Source organism: Mesorhizobium sangaii (assembly GCF_014207355.1).
In the GTDB taxonomy this organism is placed as follows: Bacteria; Pseudomonadota; Alphaproteobacteria; order Rhizobiales; family Rhizobiaceae; genus Mesorhizobium; species Mesorhizobium sangaii.
In genome coordinates, this window is record NZ_JACHEF010000002.1 from 68,447 (window position 1) to 89,045 (window position 20,599).

The following is a 20,599-nucleotide window of genomic DNA, read 5'->3' on the forward strand; positions in this document are numbered from 1 at the left end:
CATGAAAAAGCGCACAATTGGAAAAGACCTGGAAGTCTCGGCGATCGGCCTTGGCTGCATGAGCTTCGCGTCGACTTACGGTCAGACGGGCGACCACCAGGAGGCAGTTCGCATCATTCGTGGTGCCTTCGATCTCGGCGTCACCCTTTTCGACACCGCTGAAGCCTACGGGCCGTTCACGAACGAGGAACTGGTCGGCGAAGCTCTTCAGCCGATTTGGGACAAGGTCGTCATCGCCACCAAGTTCGGCTTTGATATCGACCTTGCGACCGGCAAGCGGAACGGCGGGACCAACAGCCGGCCGGAGCACATCAAGGCAGTCGCGGAGGCCGCCCTCAAACGGCTACGCACCGACCACATCGATCTGTTCTATCAGCACCGAGTCGACCCGAACGTGCCGATCGAGGACGTGGCCGGCGCCTTGAAGGACCTCATCGCCGAAGGCAAGGTGCGGCACTACGGGCTCTCCGAAGCAGGTGTCGGCACCATCCGCCGCGCCCACGCCATACACCCTCTCACGGCCGTGCAGAGCGAATACTCCCTGTTCTGGCGCGGTCCTGAGGCAGAGCTGCTGCCGGTGCTGCAGGAGCTTGGGATCGGCTTTGTGCCGTTCAGCCCGCTCGGCGCCGGTTTCCTGGCTGGCAAGATCGACGAGAATACGAAATTCGAGCCGGGTGACTTCCGCAATTCCGTACCCCGGTTCTCGCCTGAAGCGCGCAAGGCCAATATGACGCTGGTCGATGTGGTCAAAACAGTTGCCGATCGCAAGGCCGCAACTCCCGCTCAGGTCGCACTCGCCTGGCTGCTGGCGCAGAAGCCCTGGATTGTGCCGATCCCCGGCACGAAGAAGCTTTCACGCGTCGAAGAGAACGTCGGCGGCGCCGATGTCGATCTGACCGAGGCCGATCTTTCCGAGATCTGCGTCGGTCTGTCCAAAATCGAAGTGCAAGGCGAGCGGTTACCCGAGGCCGTCCTCAAAATGACGGGGCTCTGAGAACGCATCGCTCGCGTTGGATGAACTCACGAAGGAAGGAATAAGCAATGCGATCAGAAATCACCCGAGTAAGCCGTCGCAGCCTGCTTGCAGCGGCAGGCGTGCTGGCAGCCGCACCACTCGCAAGCGGTGCCTACGCTCAGTCGAATGGAGCTTCGCCAACCATCGCAAATGCGCGGCAGGCAGGCGTGTCAAAGCGCCGGAAACTGGGCTCCCTTGAAGTCTCAGCCGTCGGGCTCGGCGTCCAGAATATGAGCCGCACTTATCAGATGACGGTCCCCACACGAACCGAGATGCGCAACATCATCCGGGCCGCCTTTGATCACGGCGTAACCTTTTTCGACGCGGCCGAAGCCTACGGCCCCCATGAGGTCGAGCGAATCCTGGGCGAGGGTATCGAGGGTTTCCGTGACAAAGTCGCGATCACCTCGAAATTTGGTTGGAACATCAATCTGGAGACCGGCAAACGCCTCCCGGGGCTCAACAGCAAGCCCGATCACATCAAGCTCGCTGTCGAGGGCATGCTCAAGCGGCTGCGCACCGACAGGATCGATCTGCTCTACCAGCACCGCGTCGATCCGGAGGTGCCGATCGAGGACGTCGCCGGCGCTGTGGGAGATCTCATGGCAGAGGGCAAGGTTCTCCATTGGGGCCTCAGCGAAATGGGTCTCAAGACTCTTCGGCGCGCCCATGCCGAGCGGCCGGTGACGGCGGTGCAGAGCGAATACTCGATGCTGTGGCGCGGACCGGAGGAATCGGTCCTTGCGACTTGCGAGGAACTCGGCATCGGCTTCGTGCCATGGAGCCCGCTAGGGGTTGGTTTCCTGACCGGGGCGATTGACCAGGCTACGCGTTTTGCCCCCGGAGACATCCGCGCCATTGAGACCCGTTTTTCGCCGGACAATTTGCCGAACAATCTTGCGCTTGTTGCTCTCGTCAAAGACTGGGCCGAGCGTAAGAACGCAACACCCGGCCAGATCGCCCTTGCATGGCTGATGGCGCAGAGGCCTTGGATAGTTCCCATTCCCGGCACGACTCAGATGGCCCACATGCTCGAGAACATAGGAGCAGCCTCGATTGAATTTTCGCCGTCAGAGGTTGCGGAGCTGAATGGAGCGGTTACGGCGATCGAGGTGCACGGTCAGCGGCTACCCGATGCAGTCCTGGCCTATTCGGGCGTGGAAGCGGCGCCGAGATCGTGATGCGTACCAAGCCAAGCACAATGATGCCCAACACCACAAAAAAGACTCGACGGGAGATGCTTGTGTCTTCGCTGCTTTTCCCGCTGGCCGCCGTCAGCGCCATGTCCGCTGCATCGGCCAACGCCCAATCTGGCGCGGGCGGCAAGCCGCTGGTCGCCTATTTTACGCGCAGCGGCAACACCCGCACCATTGCCGCCCTTCTCAGCCGTGACCTCGACGGCGACCTGTTCGAGATAGAGCCGGCCACGCCCTATCCCGCCGACTATTTCGCGACGGTTGAGCAGGCGACGCACGAACGCGAGAGAAATTTCCTGCCACCACTCAAAGCGAGCGTCAGCAATCTCAGTTCTTATAAAACGGTGTTCCTCGGCTTTCCAATTTGGGGCGCTTCGGCGCCGCCGATTGTTCGTTCATTCCTGGCCAATCAGGACTTCTCCGGAAAGACTATAATCCCGTTCAATCTGCACGGAGGCTACGGTCTTGGGAACAGCCGCGAAATCATAGCAAGTGCCGCGCCAAAGGCGAATTTTGCCACAGGGTTCGTCATGGAGGGCCTTCAGGAGCGGCGGACCACCGAACTGGTGCGCAACTGGCTGACCAAGTCGGACCCGACTCGGTAAGATTGGATAGACGGTGCGAAACGGCCCGCCTTATGGCCTTCAATATGCCTCGCGAAGAGATGGCTCGACTGCCATTCCCGCATCGATGACGTCGTCACGAAAGTGACCCGTTCCTTATAGGGACTTCGTACAGTTCCAGCGGCAATCCATCTGGGTCTCTGAAAAATGTAAACGGTTGATGGGTATGTGGGTCAATTCGGATTGGCTCAACGGTAACGTTGGCGGCTTCCAACCGCGCTATTACCGGATCGAGATCCACCACAGCAAATGCCAGGTGTCTCAAGCCTGTCGCCTCTGGATGGGAGGGCCGCATCCCTGGTGCGGGGAAGGAGAACAATACCAGTTGGACGGGTCCGATCCGCAGATCCGCCCTCCATGACTGCCGCTCCTCCCGATAGACCTCTCGGATCAGATCGAGGCCGAGGAGTTCGACGTGGAACCGTCACGACCGGTTGTAGTCAGTGCCGATGAGCGCGACGTGGTGAATAGCATTCTGCATGCTACCAACTCTAGCCAACCTGGGATTTGAGTTAGCTGCTTGCCACCGACATGAGTCAGCCTCTTAAACGTCGCCCAAGTAATGTCGGGATGTCGTGACCTCAAACGCAAACGGCGGATCCGAAGATCCGCCGCCAGTGTTTTCGTGCGTGGCGAGCCTGCTACCAGAGATCGTAGCGTAGCCCGAGCTTGAGCTGATGGTTGCTGATCCCCTTGTGGACCGGGAAGGAGGTCAGGCTTTCGGCAGTCACATATTCGGCGTCGGGGGCGGAAAAATACTGATAGCCCAGATCGACGGAAACGTTCTTTGACACCTGATAGGCAAGGCCCGCATTCAACGTGTAGGCCAGCGAGTACTTGGTCTTGTCGTCCTGCTGGATCAATTGGCTCGTCGGGTCATTGTTGTCGATGAAGTTCGCCGAAAGCTTGCGCGTGCTACGGACAACGCCGATGCCGGCGCCGAGGTAGGGCGTGATCCCGACATAGGTACCAAGGTCGACATAGCCGTTGACTATGCCCGAGAAGGCGTAGTTCTTCAGCGATGCCGATGCCACGGTCGACTCTACCGGCGGCGTCACGATCGCTGAATTGTCGTAGCCGACGCTGATCTTGTTGCCGGGCAGGTAGCCGAGATTGAGATCGGCACGCAGATAATCGTTGAAATGGTAGCCGAAGCCGATGCTGGCAAAGATGGGATCTTCCTTGTCGTCGTAGCTCGCCGGCGTGAAGGTGAAATTCTCATTCTCGAAGCTCTTCTGCACCAGATAGGAGACATCGCCGCGCAGATACCAGCCCGAGCCGACCTCGACGGGCACGTAGTCCGGCGCCTGGTCGACGTAGATCGGCGGATCATAGTCGGCGGCAAGCGTGGGCGTCAGCGGCATAAGGGCAAGTGCGCCGAGCGCCAGCGCTATACGCGATATAACTGTCATGGACCCGACTCCCGAATTTGGCGCCGCAATTGCAACGGCAGCCATCGTTTCAGGAAGCATTGTTAACCATAGTGGTTAAGTGCCGGTTAAGGCTAACAGAGCGTTAGCAAATTCATTTCCCGCGGAAGGTTTTCATTGCGGGCGACCCACGAGCAATTCCAGGAAAAGTGTCAAACGGATTGCGTCAAAACAAAAAGATAGAGCGGTTCTGCGTTTCCATGAAACGCAGAACCGCTCTAACGAAAACCGCCCGGTCGATGCCGGGCGGTTCGCGAACTTGCTGGGAATGCAAGCGTTACTTGGTGTAGACCGGCTCGGGTTCGGGCTGATAGGCCACCACCGGCGCGGCGCAACCGTTGTTGCCGCCGAACTGATAGCGCAGGCCACCGCGCACCTCGTGTGTGCTGATGCCGCCGTCGAAGCCCGGCCCGGCGCTGCTCGCGTCCCATTCGAACATGCGGCCACCCTCGATGTGGCTGTAGCGATAACCCGCATCGAGGATGATCTTGTCAGTCAGGCAGTAGGAAGCGCCGGCCATCAGAGCGTAGGCGAAGCGCCAGTTGGACGAGCCGTCATTGCGCTCGGTAGCACCCGGTGTCGGGTCATAGACAGTATCCCATTTGACATGCGCGCCGCCGATGCCGGCGCCGACGTAAGGCGTGATGCCATGATAGGTGCCAAGATCAGCATAGGCATTGGCCAGGAGCAAGAGGGCGCTCATTTTCGACGACTCGGCCGACGTGACCAGGACCGGCGAACCGCCTGCCGTGCCCGTCGTCTGACCGTCGAAGTTGGACTTGAACCAGTAGTCGGCCGTCAGGTCGGTGCGGAAGTAGTCATTGACCTTGTAGCCGACGCCTGCTCCAAGCGAGAAGCCGCCCTTGAGATTGCTGAAATCGAAGCTCTTGTTGCCGGGTGTGATCAGGCAATTACAGGGATCGATGGTGTAAGTCATGTAGTCGACGCCGCGCACATCCGACTTGTGATAGTCGATGTCGCCACGAATATACCAACCGCCGATATCGGCCGGCTGCTCGTAGACCGGCGGCGGAGCCTCTTCAACCACCGGGAGGTCGGCTGCGAAAACCGGGCCGGTCAGCCCCGCGAACAGCGCAGCGAGCAGGGCCTTTCTTGCTGTATTGAACATGCTTGTCACCCCTAGGAAGTTCGGAACGGCGATCGTGTCCGAAATGCGATTGCTTTCAGTCGTGGATAATGAATTGCAAAGGTTAAAAGGCGTTTAACCCTGTTGCTTAACCACGAATCTCTACACTTCGAGGAATCGGGGCGCGATTTTCGAGACCGGGACCGACTGCTGGCCAACAAGAAGCCCGCCGGAAGGGCGGGCTTTTTGCGAGTGGATATGCGGCGGCGCGACGCCCTTCGGGCGCGCTGGGGATCAGGCGGCGCTGCGTGTTTCCGAGATGACTTCGACGATATCGTTGACGACGGCCTCGACCAGTTGCGGGTCGTCGCCCTCGGCCATGACGCGGATCAGCGGCTCGGTGCCGGATGGCCGGATGACCAGCCGCCCGGCCTTGCCCAGGCGGTGACGGGCGTCCTCGATGGCTGCCTTGACTGGCGCTTCCTCGAGCGGCTTGCCGCCGGAAATATGGACGTTCTTCAAAAGCTGCGGCACCGGTTCGAATTTCTTCGACAGCTCGCTGACCGGCCTGCCCTGCCGTTTGATGCAGGCCAGCACCTGCAGCGCCGAAACGAGGCCATCGCCGGTGGTCGAGAAGTCCGACAGCACGATATGGCCCGACTGTTCGCCGCCGACATTGAGCCCATGCGCTCGCATATGCTCCACGACATAGCGGTCGCCGACCTTGGTGCGGTGCAATTGCAGCTTCATGTCGCCGAGGAAGCGCTCGAGGCCAAGATTGGACATGACCGTGGACACGACGCCGCCGCCTGCAAGCCGCCCGCTCTGGTGCCAGGATTCGGCAATCAGCGCCATGATCTGATCGCCATCGACGATCGCCCCGTTCTCATCGACAATGACGACACGGTCGGCATCGCCGTCGAGCGCGATGCCGATGTCGGCGCGCACTTCGTGCACCTTCTTCTGCAGACCCGCGGGATGGGTCGAGCCACATTCCTTGTTGATGTTGAAGCCGTTGGGTTCAACATTGATGGCGACGACTTCGGCACCCAGTTCCCACAGTGCCTCGGGCGCCACCTTGTAGGCGGCGCCATTGGCGCAGTCGACGACGATCCTGAGGCCCGAAAGCGACATTGAGCGTGGCAAGGTGCGCTTGGCGAATTCTATGTAGCGGTCATGCACGCCATCGACGCGCTTGGCGCGGCCAAGCCCGTCGGAATCGGCGAGCGTCAGTTCAATGTCCTTGTCGAGCATGCCCTCGATGCGCTCTTCGATCTCGTCGGAGAGCTTGTAGCCGTCAGGGCCGAACAGCTTGATGCCGTTGTCGTAGTAGGGATTGTGCGAGGCGGAGATCATGACGCCGATATCGGCGCGCAGCGAACGCACCAGCATGGCGACGGCTGGCGTCGGGATCGGGCCGAGCAGGAACACGTCCATGCCGGCGGCGCACAGGCCGGACACCATCGCATTCTCGATCATGTAGCCCGAAAGCCTGGTATCCTTGCCGAGCACGACGCGATGACGATGACTGCCGCGCTGGAACGAGAGGCCGGCGGCCATGCCGACCCGCATCGCGATTTCAGCGGTCATCGGAAATTTGTTGGCGCGCCCGCGAATGCCGTCCGTGCCGAAATAATTCCCTGCCATGCTAACCAGATTCCTCGACAGTTCTTTGCCGGCACGTCATGCCACAATTGGCCAGGGCGCCATGATCACATTGTGTGATTGTATGTTACCAATCCTTAGAAAAGCATTGTTGTGCGCTGCACACAACCTGACTGCAACCCACATGCTGAGACTGCCACGCTGCAATATACCAGTCATGCGAGCATTTCGGCGCGCATGCACCTGGAAAAATCTTGCTCACAATCCAGCAACAGGCAACAATTTCATCACCTTGTCGGGAGGAGCCAGCTTTCGGCGGTACATACGCCACTTAGCATCTGGCGCAACCGACCGTTGAGCGTTATTGATTTGCAGGGACGTATCATGGGCTGCTGCAACGGAGAAACGCTATGCTCATCCACCGACTTGCTACTTTGACCGGCCTCGCTGTCGCGACCTTGTTCCTGGCTTCGCCAGCCAACGCGCTGACGATGGCCGAGTGCAGCACGAAGTATAACGCCGCGAAGGACGCGGGGACACTCGCCGGGGCGACCTGGAACCAGTTCCGCAAGGCGCAGTGCGGCACCGATGCCGCCGCCACCACCGACACCAAGCCAGCCGACACCAAGAAGGCTGCTGAAACGAAGCCGGCCAAGGCAGCCAAGGCGACCACCGCCGCGGCTGCCGACAGCACCGCCAAGGGTCTGACGGCCAAGGAATGCAGCGCCAAGTACCAGGCGGCCAAGGCTGCCGGTACGCTGAACGGCATGAAGTGGAACGACTTCCGCAAAGCCGAATGCGCCGCCGGCGCATCTGCTGCCGCCGACACCAAGCCGGCAACCACCAAGGCTGCCGCGGCTCCCGCCGACAGCAAGGGCCTGACCATGGCCGAATGCAGCACCAAGTATCAGGCTGCCAAGACGGCCAACACGCTGAAAGGCATGAAGTGGAACGACTTCCGCAAGACCGAATGCGGTGCCGCCGCGTCGGATGACGACACAGTGCCGGCTCCGAGCGAGGCAAACTACACCAAAGAGCCGGCAAAGCCGACGACGGCTGCACCGAAGGGCGTCACTTTCCCGTCGGCGATCTCGCCGAAATACGCCAGCGAGACCCCCGGAAAGGGCCGCATGCATACCTGTCTCGACCAGTACTATGCCCTCAAGGACGCCAACGCGCTTGGCGGCCTCAAGTGGATCCAGAAGGGCGGCGGCTTCTACAGCCTCTGCAACGCCAAGCTGAAGACCTGAGCGCCACATAGCTCGACAAACACAAAGGCCCGCGAGGCGTCAGCTTCGCGGGCCTTTTGTTGCCTTCAAGCAGTCTCAATCGACCTGTTCTGTGACCGCAGAAGCTCGACCAGGCTGGTGAGATCGGCGTTAGCCTTGCCGGCGGCCACGCCGCGCTTCATCAGGCCTTGCATTGGCAGCATGAGTTCGGTGCTGATGCCTGCAGCCTTGCTGGCATCGATCAGATTGACATAAGCCTCGGCCTGCATGCCGAGATTGGAGGCGACATCGCTGGTGTGATCGCCGGCGTCGATCTGCTCGGCCCATTTCGGCAACCCACCTTGCATCGCTTGCAGCCATGACATCAGCAACGGCACGAATTCGCCGGCTGGAATTCCCGCCGATCCTGTCAGCGCCAGCGCCTGCATCACGCCCCCGAACAGGCCATACATGCCCGCCAGCAGCGCGATATCGTGGAGCGGTGCCATGCCGGCATCCTCGCCCAGATATTTGCTGGTGCCGAGCGCACCGAGTTGTTCCGAGTGCATGTCGAACCCCTGCCGGGAGCCGCTGTAGAGGATCAGGGCGTGCTGCCCGCCGATCATCGGCGGCACCGCCATGATGCCGCCATCGACATAATTGGCGCCGTGCGTGACGGCCCACTGTGACATCGCCCGCGCCTGCTCGGGCGTGCCGTTGGTGAGATTGACCAGTGTGCGGCCAGACAGCGCTTCCCATACGGGAGCAAGGGCCTCGTGGACCGTGTCGTAGACCAGAAGACACACCACGATCACCGGGCTCGCCCTGACGGCGTCCTCGACGCTCGCAGCCACGATAGCGCCCTTGGCCGCCAAAGCCTGCGCCTTTGCCGGAGAACGGTTCCACACCGTCACCACATGGCCTTTGTCGAGGAACGCCTCGGTGAGGGCCGTGCCCATGGCGCCAAGCCCGATTACAGTTATATCACTCATCTTGTGTCTCTCTCCGTGGTTCGGGTTCGGAAGGTCAAGCCGGCAAGGGGCTCAGGTCCTGCCCAAGGCCGCCATCGACGGTCAGCCGAGCGCCTGTGGTGAAGGTTGCATCGAAGGCCAGGAACAGCACCGCACGCGCCACCTCATCGATGGTGCCGTGACGCTTCATCGGCGTGATCGCGTCGCCGATCGCCATGAAGGCAGCCCGCTCCTCGGCGGAAGCGCTCGCCACGCCCATTGTCGGCGTATCGATGAAGCCGGGGCTGACCACATTGACGCGGATCCGGCGCGGCAGCAGCTCGGCGGCGAGGACCTTGGCGAAAGCGCGAAGTGCTGCCTTCGATCCGGAATAGACGCTCATTCCGCCGTTGCCGGATTCATCGGCGATCGACGAGGTGAAGACGATGGCGCCACCATCCTTGATCAGCGGCAGCAGGCGCTGTGCGGTGAAGAAGGCGCCTTTGGTGTTGATGTTGAAGATGCGGTCGTAGCTGTCCTCGGTGACCCGCTCCACCGGTTCGAGATTGGCAACCCCGGCATTGATGTGGAGGAAGTCGATCTGGCCGAGCTTCTGGCCCACTTCGGCCCCGAGCGTGACGATATCGGCCATGTCGCCGATGTCCGACTGCACGACATGGGCGCGCGAAAACAACTTGGCGCGGGCGGCTTCGATGTTGCGGTGATCGCGGCCGGTGACCAGCACGTCGGCGCCGCCTTCGACCAGGGCCTCCGCCACGGCAAGCCCCATGCCGTGCGTTCCGCCGATCACCACGGCCTTCTTGTTTGCGTATCGTGTCATGATCCATCCCTTTCGCCAAAATTCGACCGCCGACGGCCTTTGCAGGCCGAAGCAAGGTACCGATATGTTGTTGTGCTGTTCGCCGGTGCCGGCGATGTGGTTTGAAGTTATGGACCGGCTTGGTTTTTCTCAAGTACCGACAAAAATGTAAGCCACCCACCGAATGCTCAGAATTGGATGAAACATGGGAAAGAAACAGCCAGATAGTTGCGGATTGGGGCCGGCGCTGGAGGTGATCGGCGGCAAATGGAAGGCGTTGCTGCTCTGGCAGATCCACAAGGCGCCGGCGCGCTTCGGTGAACTGAAACGCCTGGTGCCTGACATCAGTGAAAAGATGCTGATCCAGCAGCTCCGCGAAATGGAGGCCGACGGCATCGTCCACCGCGAGGTCTTCCCCGAAGTTCCGCCCCGGGTCGAATACTCGATCACCGAATTCGGTATCGAGCTGGACAATGCCCTGATCCCGCTCGCCAGATGGGGCAAGCAACATGCCGGCCGGTCCGACGGGCAACGCCCCGGAAAGGCAAGCGTGCTCGCGCCGCACGGCCTGTGACCAACGCCGAACAGCAAAACGCCGCGGTTTGAGGCCGCGGCGTTTGTTTCTCTGAAATCAGTGGCCTCTGTCAGCTTGACGGCTGCGGTTCCATGCCGCCTTCAGGCTCTGGCCCCTTCTTGCGCCGGCCGCCGGACTTCGGCACCGCCGAGCCACGGCTTGGCGGCGTGTCGTCGCCAAGGTCGCGCGAAGGCTTCTGCCCGGCGATCAACTGCTTGATCTCTTCGCCCGACAGCGTCTCGTATTCGAGTAGCCCTTCCGCCAGCGCGATCCATTCCTTCTTCTTCTTGGTCAGGATGGATTTTGCCGTCGAATAGGCCTCGTCGATCAGGCGGCGCACTTCGGCGTCGATGATCTGCGCGGTCTCTTCCGAGACGTTCTGCGTGCGCGCCACCGAATGGCCGAGGAACACTTCCTCCTGGTTGTCGCCATAGGCGACGTGGCCGAGCTTGTCGGAAAAGCCCCAGCGCGTGACCATGGCGCGCGCCAGCTTGGTCGCCTGCTCGATGTCCGAGGAAGCGCCGGAGGTGATGTTTTCCTTGCCGAACTTGAACTCCTCGGCGACACGGCCGCCCATCATGATGGCGAGGCGCGAGATCATGTATTTGTAGCTCATCGAGTAGCGGTCGCCTTCCGGCAACTGCATGACCATGCCGAGCGCCCGGCCACGCGGGATGATGGTGGCCTTATGCAGCGGATCGGCCGACGGCACGTTGAGCGCCAGGATGGCGTGGCCGGCCTCGTGATAGGCGGTCAGCGCCTTCTCGGCCTGGGTCATCGCCGACGAACGCCGCTCGGCACCCATCATGATCTTGTCCTTGGCGTCCTCGAACTCGGCCATGGTCACCAGGCGCTTGTTGCGTCGTGCGGCCATCAGCGCCGATTCATTGACGAGGTTCATCAGGTCGGCGCCGGAGAAGCCCGGCGTGCCGCGAGCGACGACCTTGAGGTCGACATTGGGCGCCAGCGGGACGTTGCGGACGTGCACCTTGAGGATCTTCTCGCGACCGACGATGTCGGGGTTCGGCACCACCACCTGGCGGTCGAAGCGGCCCGGCCGCAGCAGCGCCGGGTCGAGCACGTCGGGCCGGTTGGTGGCGGCGATCAGGATGATGCTTTCGTTGGACTCGAAGCCGTCCATCTCGACCAGCAGCTGGTTCAGCGTCTGCTCGCGCTCGTCATTGCCGCCGCCGAGACCGGCGCCGCGATGGCGGCCGACGGCATCGATTTCGTCGATGAAGATGATGCAGGGCGCGTTCTTCTTGGCCTGGTCGAACATATCGCGGACGCGGCTGGCGCCGACGCCGACGAACATCTCGACGAAGTCCGAACCGGAGATGGTGAAGAACGGCACATTGGCTTCGCCGGCAACGGAGCGGGCGAGCAGCGTCTTGCCGGTGCCCGGAGGGCCGACAAGCAGCACGCCGCGCGGAATCTTGCCGCCGAGCCGCTGGAACTTCTGCGGATCGCGCAGGAACTCGACGATCTCTTCCAGGTCTTCCTTGGCTTCATCGACGCCGGCAACGTCCTGGAAGGTGACGCGGCCATGCGCCTCGGTCAAAAGCTTGGCCTTCGACTTGCCGAAGCCCATGGCTCGTCCGGAGCCGGACTGCATCTGGCGCATGAAAAATATCCAGACGCCGAGGATGAGGATCATCGGCAGCCACGAGATCAGATAGCCGAACAGCGAATTGGAACCGTCGGTCTCAGGCCGCGCATTGATGGTGACGTTCTTGTCCTGGAGCCGCGAGACCAGCGACGGATCGCCGGGCGAATAGGTCTGGAAGCCGCTGGCATTGTCGGTGTAGGTGCCGGTGATGCGAGCGCCCGCAATGGTCACCGTCTTGACCCGGCCGGCCGCGACGTCCTGCAGGAACTGCGAATAAGGCACATCGCTGGAAGCCCCTCGCGTCTGCGGCGTCTGGAACAGATTGAACAGGGCGATGAGCAAGACCGCTATGATCGCCCAGAGCGCGAGATTGCGATAGTTCGGATTCATCAATTGTCCCGTTGGCGTCCGCGCGTCGGACACACGTCATGAGAGGAAACTTGCGCCTAACATAGGGAGAGCGCCTCCCCTTGCCAAGCAGAACAGCAGGTCTGGGTTAAGCTTTCGCCCAACATCAACCGGCACTGTGGCCACTGAAAGGCAAGGCCGGAAGCGGGGCCGCGCCAATCAGCCCTGCGACGGCCCGCGCCGGCGCCAGGTCGAAGGACGGCAGGAATCGGGCAAAGGGGGCAACGGCTGGCCGCGCCTCGACCACCGCGGGCGCCCGGCTGCTCCCCGGCAGACCAAGGCATTCACCGGCTTGCCATAGCGCCGGCTCGGCGGCGAGCGCGGCGCGCATCAGGCTTGGTGGGGTCTCCTCCTCGCCGATCGGCAGCCGCTTGGCTGCTGCGCCGAACGGGGCGATCAACAATGCGCCGCTGCTGTCGTTCAATGTGATGCGCCAGCGGCCATCCCAGAGAGTGCCCTCAGCGACTGCGGCGGCAGGCGGCAGGCCGCGCGCCTCGCGGCGCAGGAAGATGCCGGAGCGCCGGGAATCGACCACCGTCCGCGACAATGTGGCGCAAAGAAATCCGGCCTTCAGCCGGCCAAACAGCGCCTCGCTGCGGGCCTGGTCCGGCAGAAAGGCAATCCCGCCGGTCGTGGCCAGCAGAAGGCGCAGTGCATAGACGGTCGCCTGTTGCTCGCCGGCGTTCAGCAAGCCGGGATCAAGACGAATGAGCCCGGCCGCCGGCTGGGTCGCGAAACGGCGGATCAGGTCCGCCGTAGCCAGGCCAAGCTGCCGGCGCGCGTTGCCCTCACGCGCGGCCAGCGTCAGCGCATCGTCGATGCGCTGCACGCCGTCGCCGTCGGCCAGCGCAGCGCGCAGGCGCGGCCGCTCGAAAGCCTCGTCGACATTGGTCGGGTCGTCGGCCCAGTTGACATGTTGACGCCGCAGGACGTCGCGCAACGCCGCGCGCCGCGTGCCGAGAAGCGGCCGCACGATCCAGCTGCGCCAGTCATACAAGGTGGCCGGCGCCATGCCGGCAAGCCCGCGGCCTGCCGTGTCGGCATGGCCCCCGCTCTCATCACGTACCTGCCGCATCAATACCGTTTCCGCTTGGTCGTCGGCGGTATGGCCGGTCAGGATCAGGCCGATGCCTTGCGCCTGTGCAGCCTCGGCCAGCAGCCGGTAACGCGCTTCCCGGGCCGCGGCGGGCAGACCGGTCGATGGCTTGGGCCCGGACCATGTCAGGATGCGATGCGCAATGGCGTGCGTGGCGCACAGCCTCGCCATCCCCTGCGCTTCCGTCGCCGAACCCGGCCGCAAACCGTGGTCGATCGTCACCGCCAACAGCTTCGTTGCCGGTGCAGTGCGGTCGAGATGGTGTTTGAGAAGCAGGAGCAGGGCGGTCGAGTCGCTGCCGCCGGACACGGCCGCAACGGCGCCGCTGGTAAAATCGATATGCGAAAAAAGGCTCTTCGACAGGTCAGGCTCGATATCGAGCATCAATGCATGTCGCCCAAAGATGGTCGCGCTTTCGGGGCAGCGACAGGCACGGAAAGGATCAGCACGCCGCCAGTGCCTTTTCCTGCTTGACGCGTTCCTTGAGCGCACCGGAGATGTCGGGGTAGCGCTTGCCGATCTCGCTAAAGGTGGCGCAGGCCACGTCATGCTGCTTGAGGCCGACCAGCGACACGCCGAGCTTCAGCAACATGTCGGGAGCTTTCTTGGCCTTGGGATAGTCCTTGCTGGCGGCGAGGAAAGTCTCGGCCGCGTCGCGGTATTTCTGCTGGCCGAGCAAAGACTCGCCAAGCCAGTAATGCGCATCCGCCGCCTTCGCATCCTTGGGGAAGCGGGAAATATGATCGCGAAAACCCTGTTCGGCGGTGCTGTAGTCGCCAGACAGGATGAACTGATAGGAGTTGCGGTAGAGTTCCTCGGGGTCGTTGGTAGCGGGCAATGCCGCCACCACCGTGCCATTGGACTTGCCGGCCTTGGCCGGAGCGCCGCTGGCTGGCGCGGTGTCCTGAACCGGCGCGGTCGCCTGGGTGCTGCCGCCGGCATCGATGACATTGCCGTTCTTGTCGACGGTAATGGTGCCAAAAGTCTTTTCCGGCGCTCCCGTTCCGGGAATCACCTTGCCGGGGTCGCCATTGGGCGATTCGACGATGACCTCCTGGCCGGCGGCGGGCGCGGTGCCCGCATCGGCCGGCGCCTGCGTTGCCGGAGCCGCTGCCACATCGGTGTTGCTATCCGTAGTGGTGGTGGCGTCCGATTTCTTCTGTGCCGGCGGCTGCCCGCCTTGCGTGCCGCCTTCAAGCTGCTGGAAGCGGAACTCGTTGTCTTCCTGCTGCTTGCGGATCTGCTCCTGCATCTGCAGGACCTGGAAATTGAGTTCCTCGATCTTGCCGTTCATCTGCCGCAGCTGCTCTTCCAGCCCGGTCACGGCGGCACCGTCGGACTGCACCATCTGAACCTGATCCGGTTTCTTCTTTTGGCCGAAAATGCCGGGCAATTCGATGCTGGGCAGATGGAAGGAAAAGCCGCTGTCGGTTGATTGCCCTGTGCCCGCCAGAGCCGTGACGCCTGATAGGAGCAACAGCGCAAGGGTGCCGCTTAGAACCGATCTCAAATGCATGTGCCTCTCGCCGTGATTTCGTTAGCTTGTTCGCGCCTTCCAATCAGAGTGGGACCAGCCAAGCGCCCTCGGCTCATAGCAGGAGCCGAGACTTCGGCCAAATTTTGTTTCGGGCATCCGGATATGAAAAAGGCGGCCCAGGGGCCGCCTTTCGCAAGGGTGTGTGGTATTTTTGCCGCTAGACCGTAGCGCCTCCTTGACGCTCCGGTCGGCTGCACGAAGGCTCAGGAACCGGCGCCGCTGAGCGTGGTGACCGCACGGCGGTTCTGCGACCAGCAGGAGATGTCGTCGCACACCGCGACCGGACGCTCCTTGCCGTAGGAAATCGTCTTCAGGCGGCTGGCCGAAACGCCCTTGGCGACGAGGAAGTCGCGGGTGGCGGCGGCGCGGCGGGCGCCGAGCGCCAGATTGTACTCGCGCGTGCCACGTTCATCGGCATGGCCTTCGATGACGATGGCATACTGCTTGTACTGGTTCAGCCACTGCGCCTGGCGCGAAAGCGTCGTCTGCGCGTCGGCACGGATCGAGGTCGAGTCCGTATCGAAGAAGATGCGGTCGCCGATGTTGACGGTAAAGTCCTTCGCCGAGCCGGGCGTTGCCGCGCCGGCGCCGTTGAGGCCAAGGTCGGCGGCATTGTTTGGCGTCTTCTTCGAGGCGCAACCGGCGATGGCGAGCATCGCCACCAGCGCGATCATGACCGGGTTTCTGGTAAGTGCTGCGATACGGCCCATGCCGCCTCTCCTTCGCATTTCGAGTGATTTCGTTGATCACCCAGTAACCACGTTTGGGTTAACCGGCATTCAAGAAACACGGTTAAAATTTGGTTTAGGCTGCCCGTCCGCAGCCGTTTGGCCAAAGCCACATTTCGCGCGGACCGTAGGCGTAAATGCGGCCAAAACGCGACCGTGACGTGAAAAGAGGCCCTGCGGGGCCTCTTTCAGCAATGCAGCAGGATAGCCGGAGCAAGGGATGCTTAAGCCCAGCTTCCTTGCCCGACCTACTCCAGCAACGGCGACCATGCCGGGTCGGAGGCGAAGTTCGTCGTCGGGATCGACTGTTCGTTGCGGCCGGTGAGGTCGACGGAGACCAGCTTCGGTCCGCCGGCGGAATCGCGGAAGAACATCAGCACGCGGCCGTTCGGCGCCCAGGTCGGCCCCTCCTGCTGGAAACCGGACGACAGGATCCGCTCGCCCGAGCCATCGGTCTTCATGACGCCGATCTGGAATTCGCCGCCTGTCTGTTTGGTGAAGGCGATGAGGTCGCCGCGCGGCGACCACACCGGCGTCGAATAGACGCCGTCGCCGAAGGAGATGCGGTTCTGGCCCGAGCCGTCTGCGCCCATCACATAGATCTGGGCGCGCCCGCCACGATCGGAGGTGAACACCACCTGGCTGCCGTCGGGCGAATAGGACGGCGACGTGTCGATGGCGGTCGAATTGGTCAACCGCGTCGTCGAACGGCTCCGCAAGTCCATGGCGAAGATGTTGGAATTGCCGTCGTCGCGCAGCAGGCTCATGATCACCTTCTGGCCGTCGGGCGAAAAGCGCGGCGCAAAGGTCATGCCGGGAAAATTGCCGACCAGTTCGCGCTGGCCGGTCTCGATCTGCAGCAGGTAGACCCGCGGCTGACCGCTTTCATAGGACATGTAGGTGATTTCCTGGCGGTTCGGCGAGAAGCGCGGCGTCAGCACGATCGATTTGCCGTCGGAGAGATAGCGCACGTTGGCGCCGTCCTGATCCATGATGGCGAGGCGCTTCTTGCGCGCATTCTTGGCGCCGGATTCGTCGATGAAGACGACGCGGGTGTCGAAATAGCCCTTCTCGCCGGTCAGCCTTTCGTAGATCGCGTCGGCGATGATGTGGGCGACGCGCCTCGTATTGGCGTCGTTGGCAAAGAACTGCTCGCCGGACATCTGCTGGCCGGCAAAGGTGTCCCACAGCCGGTACTGGGCGCGAATGCGGCCGTCAGCCTCCTTGCCGACGCTGCCGGTGACCAGCGCCTGCGCGTTGATCACCTTCCAGTCGTCGAAGCGCGGTGCTGCGTCCGGATTGGATATCTTCTCGATGAAGGCACTCTTGTCGATCGGCGCGAACAGGCCCGAGCGCTTCAGATCGGCAGTGACGATCTCGGAGATCTGGGCGCCAAGCGCGTCGCCGCCCTGGAAATCGGTGATGGCGATCGGCAGCGGTTCGACATTGCCCTTGTTGACGTTGAGCTCGACGAGCGCCAGGGCCGGCAACGTGCCGGCCGCGGTCATGCCCATCGCCATTGCTGCGATCATCAGGAGCGGCTTGAGGATTGATTTCATGTCTTCTCGCTTCTCATACTGATTTTCGGATACTCGGGCCTACAGGCCCAGCATCTCCCTTGGATCGAAGGTGACGCGGACGTCGGCCCAGATGTCCTGCTTGCCTGCGGGGACCTGCAGGCCGGTGACATCGCATTTTTGCACGGCGCGAACGGCACTTTCGTCGAACTGGCGGTTTCCGCTCGACTTTTCAACATTCGGGCGGCCATCCAGCTTGCCGGAGGCATCCAGGTTGAAGCGGACGACGACGACGAAGTTTTCCGAACCTTCAAGGCCAACCGGAAGAGTCCAGCAGCCGCCGAGCTGGCTTTCCAGGGCGCCCATTTCCGACTTCGACAGCTTCTGGCCCTGATCCTTGTCGCCGCCGAGCGAGGCCTGTTGGGTCGAGCGCTTCGCGCCGCCGCCCGACGGCTTCTGCTTGTCGAGGAGAGCCGAGATTTCGTCGGCGTTGAATTGCTTGTCTTCGGACTTCGGCTTCGACGAGGCTTCCTTGACCGGCTTGTCGGCATCCTTGCGTTCCGGCGCCTTGGCGCTTTCGGCCTGCGCCGGCTGCGGCTTCGGCCGCGCTTCCGGCGAGGGCGCCGAGTTCGGCAGCTGTGTCTCTTCGGTGGGTGGATCCTTGGCTATGGCCTCAGCGACAGCGTCAGGCTTGACCTCGGGCGTCGGATCGATGGCCGCGGTCTTGTCCTGCGGCGGCGGGGTCGGCGCCGGCTTGGCCGGTGTCGGCTTGGGGTCCGCCTGCTTGACCGGCTCGGGCTTCACCTCTTCCTTGGGCGTCGGCGCCGGCGCCACTTCCGTTGCCGGAATGGGCTTGGGCTTTTCCTGCGGCTTCGGCACGTCCTCCGGCTTCGGCTTTTCGATCGGGGTCGGCGCCGGCGGCGGGGCCGATGTCATGTCGACCGGCTTCGGCTTGGCTTCCGGCGTTACCGGCTTGTCGGTGTCGACGCTGTTCTCGCCGACCTTCTGCGCTACCGGCACGATGTCCGGCCGCTGCGTCGGCACAGGGGCCGGCTTTTCATGCATCACGGCCTTCTTGTCGCCCTGCAATGTCTGCGCAATGGCTTCCATCGGCACGATGTCGACCGCGACCGACTCGACATCGGCGGACGGGAGTGCAGCCGGCGCCGACAGCGTGAACAGGCCGAAGGCCAGCACCGCCGTATGCAAGATCACCGATGTGGTGAGGCCGGTCTTCATCTCGCGTCTATTGATCCTGTTCCTGCAGTGAAACCAGGCCGATGTTCTTGTAGCCAGCGGACGAGATACGAGCCATCACCTTCATCGCCGTGCCATAGTCGGTGGACTTGTCGCCGCGGATGAAGATGCGCTCTTCATAGCCGGTCTTCGAGATCGCCTGCAGCTTGGCCACCAGCTCCTCGATCGGAATCTCGGTTTCCTGCAGATAGATCTGGCCGGCAGCGTTGATCGAGACGGTGATCGGCTGCGTGTCGGCATTCATCGCCTTGGCCTGCGTGTCAGGCAGGTCGATCGGCACGCCGACCGTCAGCATCGGCGCCGCGACCATGAAGATGATCAGCAGCACCAGCATCACGTCGACCATCGGCGTGACGTTGATTTCCGACATCAGTGCATGGTGACGGCCGCGCCGCCTGTGGCCGCGCCCACCGCGTCCTCCCATGCCAACGGACATACCCATCAGTTACTCCTCAGGCCTTGGGGGCCACTTTTTCATCGATTTGGCGCGAGAGTATGGCGGAGAACTCGTCGGAGAACCCTTCCATGCGCACCGCTATCTTGCTCGCGTCGGACGACAGTTTGTTGTAGGCGATGACGGCGGGGATGGCGGCGAGCAGGCCGATGGCCGTCGCCAGCAGCGCTTCGGCAATGCCGGGCGCGACCACCGCGAGACTGGTGTTCTTGGAGCCGGCGATCGCCTGAAACGAGGTCATGATGCCGATGACGGTGCCGAACAGGCCGATGAAAGGTGCCGCGGAGCCGGTGGTGGCGAGGAAGCCCAGGCGCCCCTCCAGCTTTTCCATCTCGCGGGTCAGCGCCAGGTCCATCGCCTTGTCGATGCGGGTCTGCAGGCCGAGCGGCGACTTGGCGCCCTTCTCGAAGCTTTTCTTCCACTCGCGCATCGCCGCCACGAAAATGGCGCCCATGCCGGTGGTCTTGCGGTCGGCGAGCGTACGGTAAAGCTCCTCCAGCGACTGCCCGGACCAGAACACCTGCTCGAACCGGTTGAGTGACAGCCGCATGCGGGCATAGGCGACCAGCTTGTCGACGATGATTGCCCAGGTCCAGACAGAAGCGCAGAGCAAACCGATCATGACCAGCTTGACCACCCAGCTGGCCTGCATGAACAGCGCCCAAATCGACAATTGCGCGCCCGGTTCGGCGAGTGCGATATTTTCCATCGTTACGTCCTTAAGATTTTCCGGGCGAAGCTGGCGGCTGCCCCTGGCATCCCTTGTGGTCGGTTCGCACGCAGCTACCGTAACAACCCCAAACCGTGCCGTTGGTGGCCTTTTCAGGGCAAATATTGGTGAAACGAAGGCGCTCGATAGCGCCAAACTTCACCAATCTCTTCATGAACCGTTATGGTTAAGGATGGGTTAGTACATAAGGCGCGGCGCATTGCCGCGCCCAGCGGCATGGCTCATGCAATCGCCATCGGTCGCAGTCCGTCTAGTCGGTCGCGAGAGAACCCTTGGGCATGAACGCCGCCATCCATTCCCTCGGAAAGCGCCTTGGCCGGCCATTCTCGCCGATGATCGCCGCCTCGACCTTGGCCTCGACCAGCACCTCGTCGCCGCGTTTGAGCTGCTGCGCCATGAAGATGCGCGCGCCGGAAATGTCCTCGGTGCGGGTGTCGATCGTCAGGATGTCGTCGATGCGGGCGGGGCCGCGAAAATTGATCTCCATGCGACGCACCACCCAGACGATCTTCTCGCCATGCTTGCCGTCGGCGAGCTCTGTGTGATGCACGCCGGTCAGCCTGAGATAGTCGGAGCGGCCGCGTTCGAAGAATTCGAGATAGCGCGCATGGTAGACGACGCCGGAGAAATCGGTGTCGGCGTAATAGACGCGCGCCATCAGCCGGTGGCCGAATTCCGTCAGCGCGCCGGAAAGCCCTGCCAGCAACGCCGCCGATTCACCATGATCGTCCATTGCGCTTCCTTTTTCAGTCCCG

At 62.4% G+C, this 20,599-nt stretch carries 19 protein-coding genes and 1 pseudogene; 5 read left to right on the forward strand and 15 right to left on the reverse strand.

What is annotated here, in order from left to right:
* Window position 1: 1 nt before the first annotated feature.
* Genes HNQ71_RS09415 through HNQ71_RS09425 form a run of 3 tightly spaced genes read left to right on the forward strand, consistent with a single transcriptional unit; the run spans window position 2 to window position 2,816 of the window.
* Window positions 2-994: an aldo/keto reductase gene (locus tag HNQ71_RS09415; protein ID WP_184872347.1), complete on the forward strand. Its 993-nt coding sequence runs from the start codon at window positions 2-4 to the stop codon at window positions 992-994.
* A gap of 47 nt (window positions 995-1,041) precedes the next feature.
* Complete coding sequence (locus tag HNQ71_RS09420) at window positions 1,042-2,196, forward strand: aldo/keto reductase (RefSeq protein ID WP_184872348.1); 1,155 nt, start codon at window positions 1,042-1,044, stop codon at window positions 2,194-2,196.
* Window positions 2,197-2,216: 20 nt separating this feature from the next.
* Window positions 2,217-2,816 carry a flavodoxin gene (locus tag HNQ71_RS09425; RefSeq protein WP_184872349.1) on the forward strand — a complete coding sequence of 200 codons (600 nt, stop codon included), beginning with the start codon at window positions 2,217-2,219 and terminating at the stop codon, window positions 2,814-2,816.
* A gap of 94 nt (window positions 2,817-2,910) precedes the next feature.
* Here HNQ71_RS09425 and HNQ71_RS09430 read toward each other — a convergent pair.
* The 4 genes and pseudogenes from HNQ71_RS09430 to glmM form a co-directional block, all read right to left on the reverse strand.
* A pseudogene (locus HNQ71_RS09430) lies at window positions 2,911-3,243 on the reverse strand (VOC family protein); the annotation flags it as partial.
* A gap of 232 nt (window positions 3,244-3,475) precedes the next feature.
* On the reverse strand, window positions 3,476-4,246 hold the full coding sequence (locus HNQ71_RS09435) for an outer membrane protein (protein ID WP_184872350.1): 771 nt from the start codon (window positions 4,244-4,246) through the stop codon (window positions 3,476-3,478).
* A 295-nt stretch (window positions 4,247-4,541) separates the two neighbouring features.
* Window positions 4,542-5,393: an outer membrane protein gene (locus HNQ71_RS09440; RefSeq protein ID WP_184872351.1), complete on the reverse strand. Its 852-nt coding sequence runs from the start codon at window positions 5,391-5,393 to the stop codon at window positions 4,542-4,544.
* Between the two features lie 252 nt (window positions 5,394-5,645).
* Window positions 5,646-6,998: a phosphoglucosamine mutase gene (gene glmM, locus HNQ71_RS09445; protein WP_184872352.1), complete on the reverse strand. Its 1,353-nt coding sequence runs from the start codon at window positions 6,996-6,998 to the stop codon at window positions 5,646-5,648.
* 368 nt (window positions 6,999-7,366) lie between these two features.
* On the opposite strand from glmM, the gene HNQ71_RS09450 reads away from it, so the two are divergent.
* Window positions 7,367-8,206, forward strand: a complete 840-nt coding sequence (locus HNQ71_RS09450; RefSeq protein WP_246461435.1) for a hypothetical protein — start codon at window positions 7,367-7,369, stop codon at window positions 8,204-8,206.
* 65 nt (window positions 8,207-8,271) lie between these two features.
* On the opposite strand, the gene HNQ71_RS09455 is transcribed toward HNQ71_RS09450, so the two are convergent.
* Both HNQ71_RS09455 and HNQ71_RS09460 read right to left on the reverse strand, forming a co-directional pair.
* Entirely contained in the window at window positions 8,272-9,156 is an 885-nt protein-coding gene (locus tag HNQ71_RS09455; RefSeq protein ID WP_184872353.1) for an NAD(P)-dependent oxidoreductase, read from the reverse strand.
* A gap of 34 nt (window positions 9,157-9,190) precedes the next feature.
* On the reverse strand, window positions 9,191-9,955 hold the full coding sequence (locus HNQ71_RS09460; protein ID WP_184872354.1) for an SDR family oxidoreductase: 765 nt from the start codon (window positions 9,953-9,955) through the stop codon (window positions 9,191-9,193).
* Window positions 9,956-10,169: 214 nt separating this feature from the next.
* Here HNQ71_RS09460 and HNQ71_RS09465 point away from each other — a divergent pair, with 214 nt between their 5' ends.
* Window positions 10,170-10,508: a winged helix-turn-helix transcriptional regulator gene (locus tag HNQ71_RS09465; protein ID WP_281391372.1), complete on the forward strand. Its 339-nt coding sequence runs from the start codon at window positions 10,170-10,172 to the stop codon at window positions 10,506-10,508.
* Between the two features lie 70 nt (window positions 10,509-10,578).
* Here HNQ71_RS09465 and ftsH read toward each other — a convergent pair whose 3' ends face one another.
* The 9 genes from ftsH to ybgC form a co-directional block, all read right to left on the reverse strand.
* Complete coding sequence (gene ftsH, locus HNQ71_RS09470) at window positions 10,579-12,507, reverse strand: ATP-dependent zinc metalloprotease FtsH (RefSeq protein ID WP_184872356.1); 1,929 nt, start codon at window positions 12,505-12,507, stop codon at window positions 10,579-10,581.
* A gap of 124 nt (window positions 12,508-12,631) precedes the next feature.
* On the reverse strand, window positions 12,632-14,005 hold the full coding sequence (gene tilS, locus HNQ71_RS09475; RefSeq protein ID WP_184873301.1) for a tRNA lysidine(34) synthetase TilS: 1,374 nt from the start codon (window positions 14,003-14,005) through the stop codon (window positions 12,632-12,634).
* 58 nt (window positions 14,006-14,063) lie between these two features.
* The gene (gene ybgF / locus HNQ71_RS09480; RefSeq protein ID WP_184872357.1) at window positions 14,064-15,137 is read right to left on the reverse strand and encodes a tol-pal system protein YbgF; all 1,074 of its coding nucleotides are present in this window, start codon (window positions 15,135-15,137) and stop codon (window positions 14,064-14,066) included.
* 224 nt (window positions 15,138-15,361) lie between these two features.
* Window positions 15,362-15,868 (reverse strand): peptidoglycan-associated lipoprotein Pal, encoded by a 507-nt coding sequence (pal, locus tag HNQ71_RS09485; protein ID WP_095089511.1) that lies wholly within the window; start codon window positions 15,866-15,868, stop codon window positions 15,362-15,364.
* A 266-nt stretch (window positions 15,869-16,134) separates the two neighbouring features.
* Entirely contained in the window at window positions 16,135-17,418 is a 1,284-nt protein-coding gene (gene tolB, locus HNQ71_RS09490) for a Tol-Pal system beta propeller repeat protein TolB (RefSeq protein WP_245331229.1), read from the reverse strand.
* Window positions 17,419-17,484: 66 nt separating this feature from the next.
* Window positions 17,485-18,642, reverse strand: coding sequence for a TonB family protein (locus HNQ71_RS09495; RefSeq protein ID WP_184872358.1), 1,158 nt, complete (start codon window positions 18,640-18,642; stop codon window positions 17,485-17,487).
* A gap of 7 nt (window positions 18,643-18,649) precedes the next feature.
* Window positions 18,650-19,102, reverse strand: a complete 453-nt coding sequence (gene tolR / locus HNQ71_RS09500) for a protein TolR (protein ID WP_111548317.1) — start codon at window positions 19,100-19,102, stop codon at window positions 18,650-18,652.
* A gap of 10 nt (window positions 19,103-19,112) precedes the next feature.
* Window positions 19,113-19,823 carry a protein TolQ gene (tolQ, locus tag HNQ71_RS09505; RefSeq protein ID WP_095089519.1) on the reverse strand — a complete coding sequence of 237 codons (711 nt, stop codon included), beginning with the start codon at window positions 19,821-19,823 and terminating at the stop codon, window positions 19,113-19,115.
* Window positions 19,824-20,094: 271 nt separating this feature from the next.
* Window positions 20,095-20,577, reverse strand: coding sequence for a tol-pal system-associated acyl-CoA thioesterase (gene ybgC, locus HNQ71_RS09510; RefSeq protein WP_184872359.1), 483 nt, complete (start codon window positions 20,575-20,577; stop codon window positions 20,095-20,097).
* Window positions 20,578-20,599 lie beyond the last annotated feature (22 nt).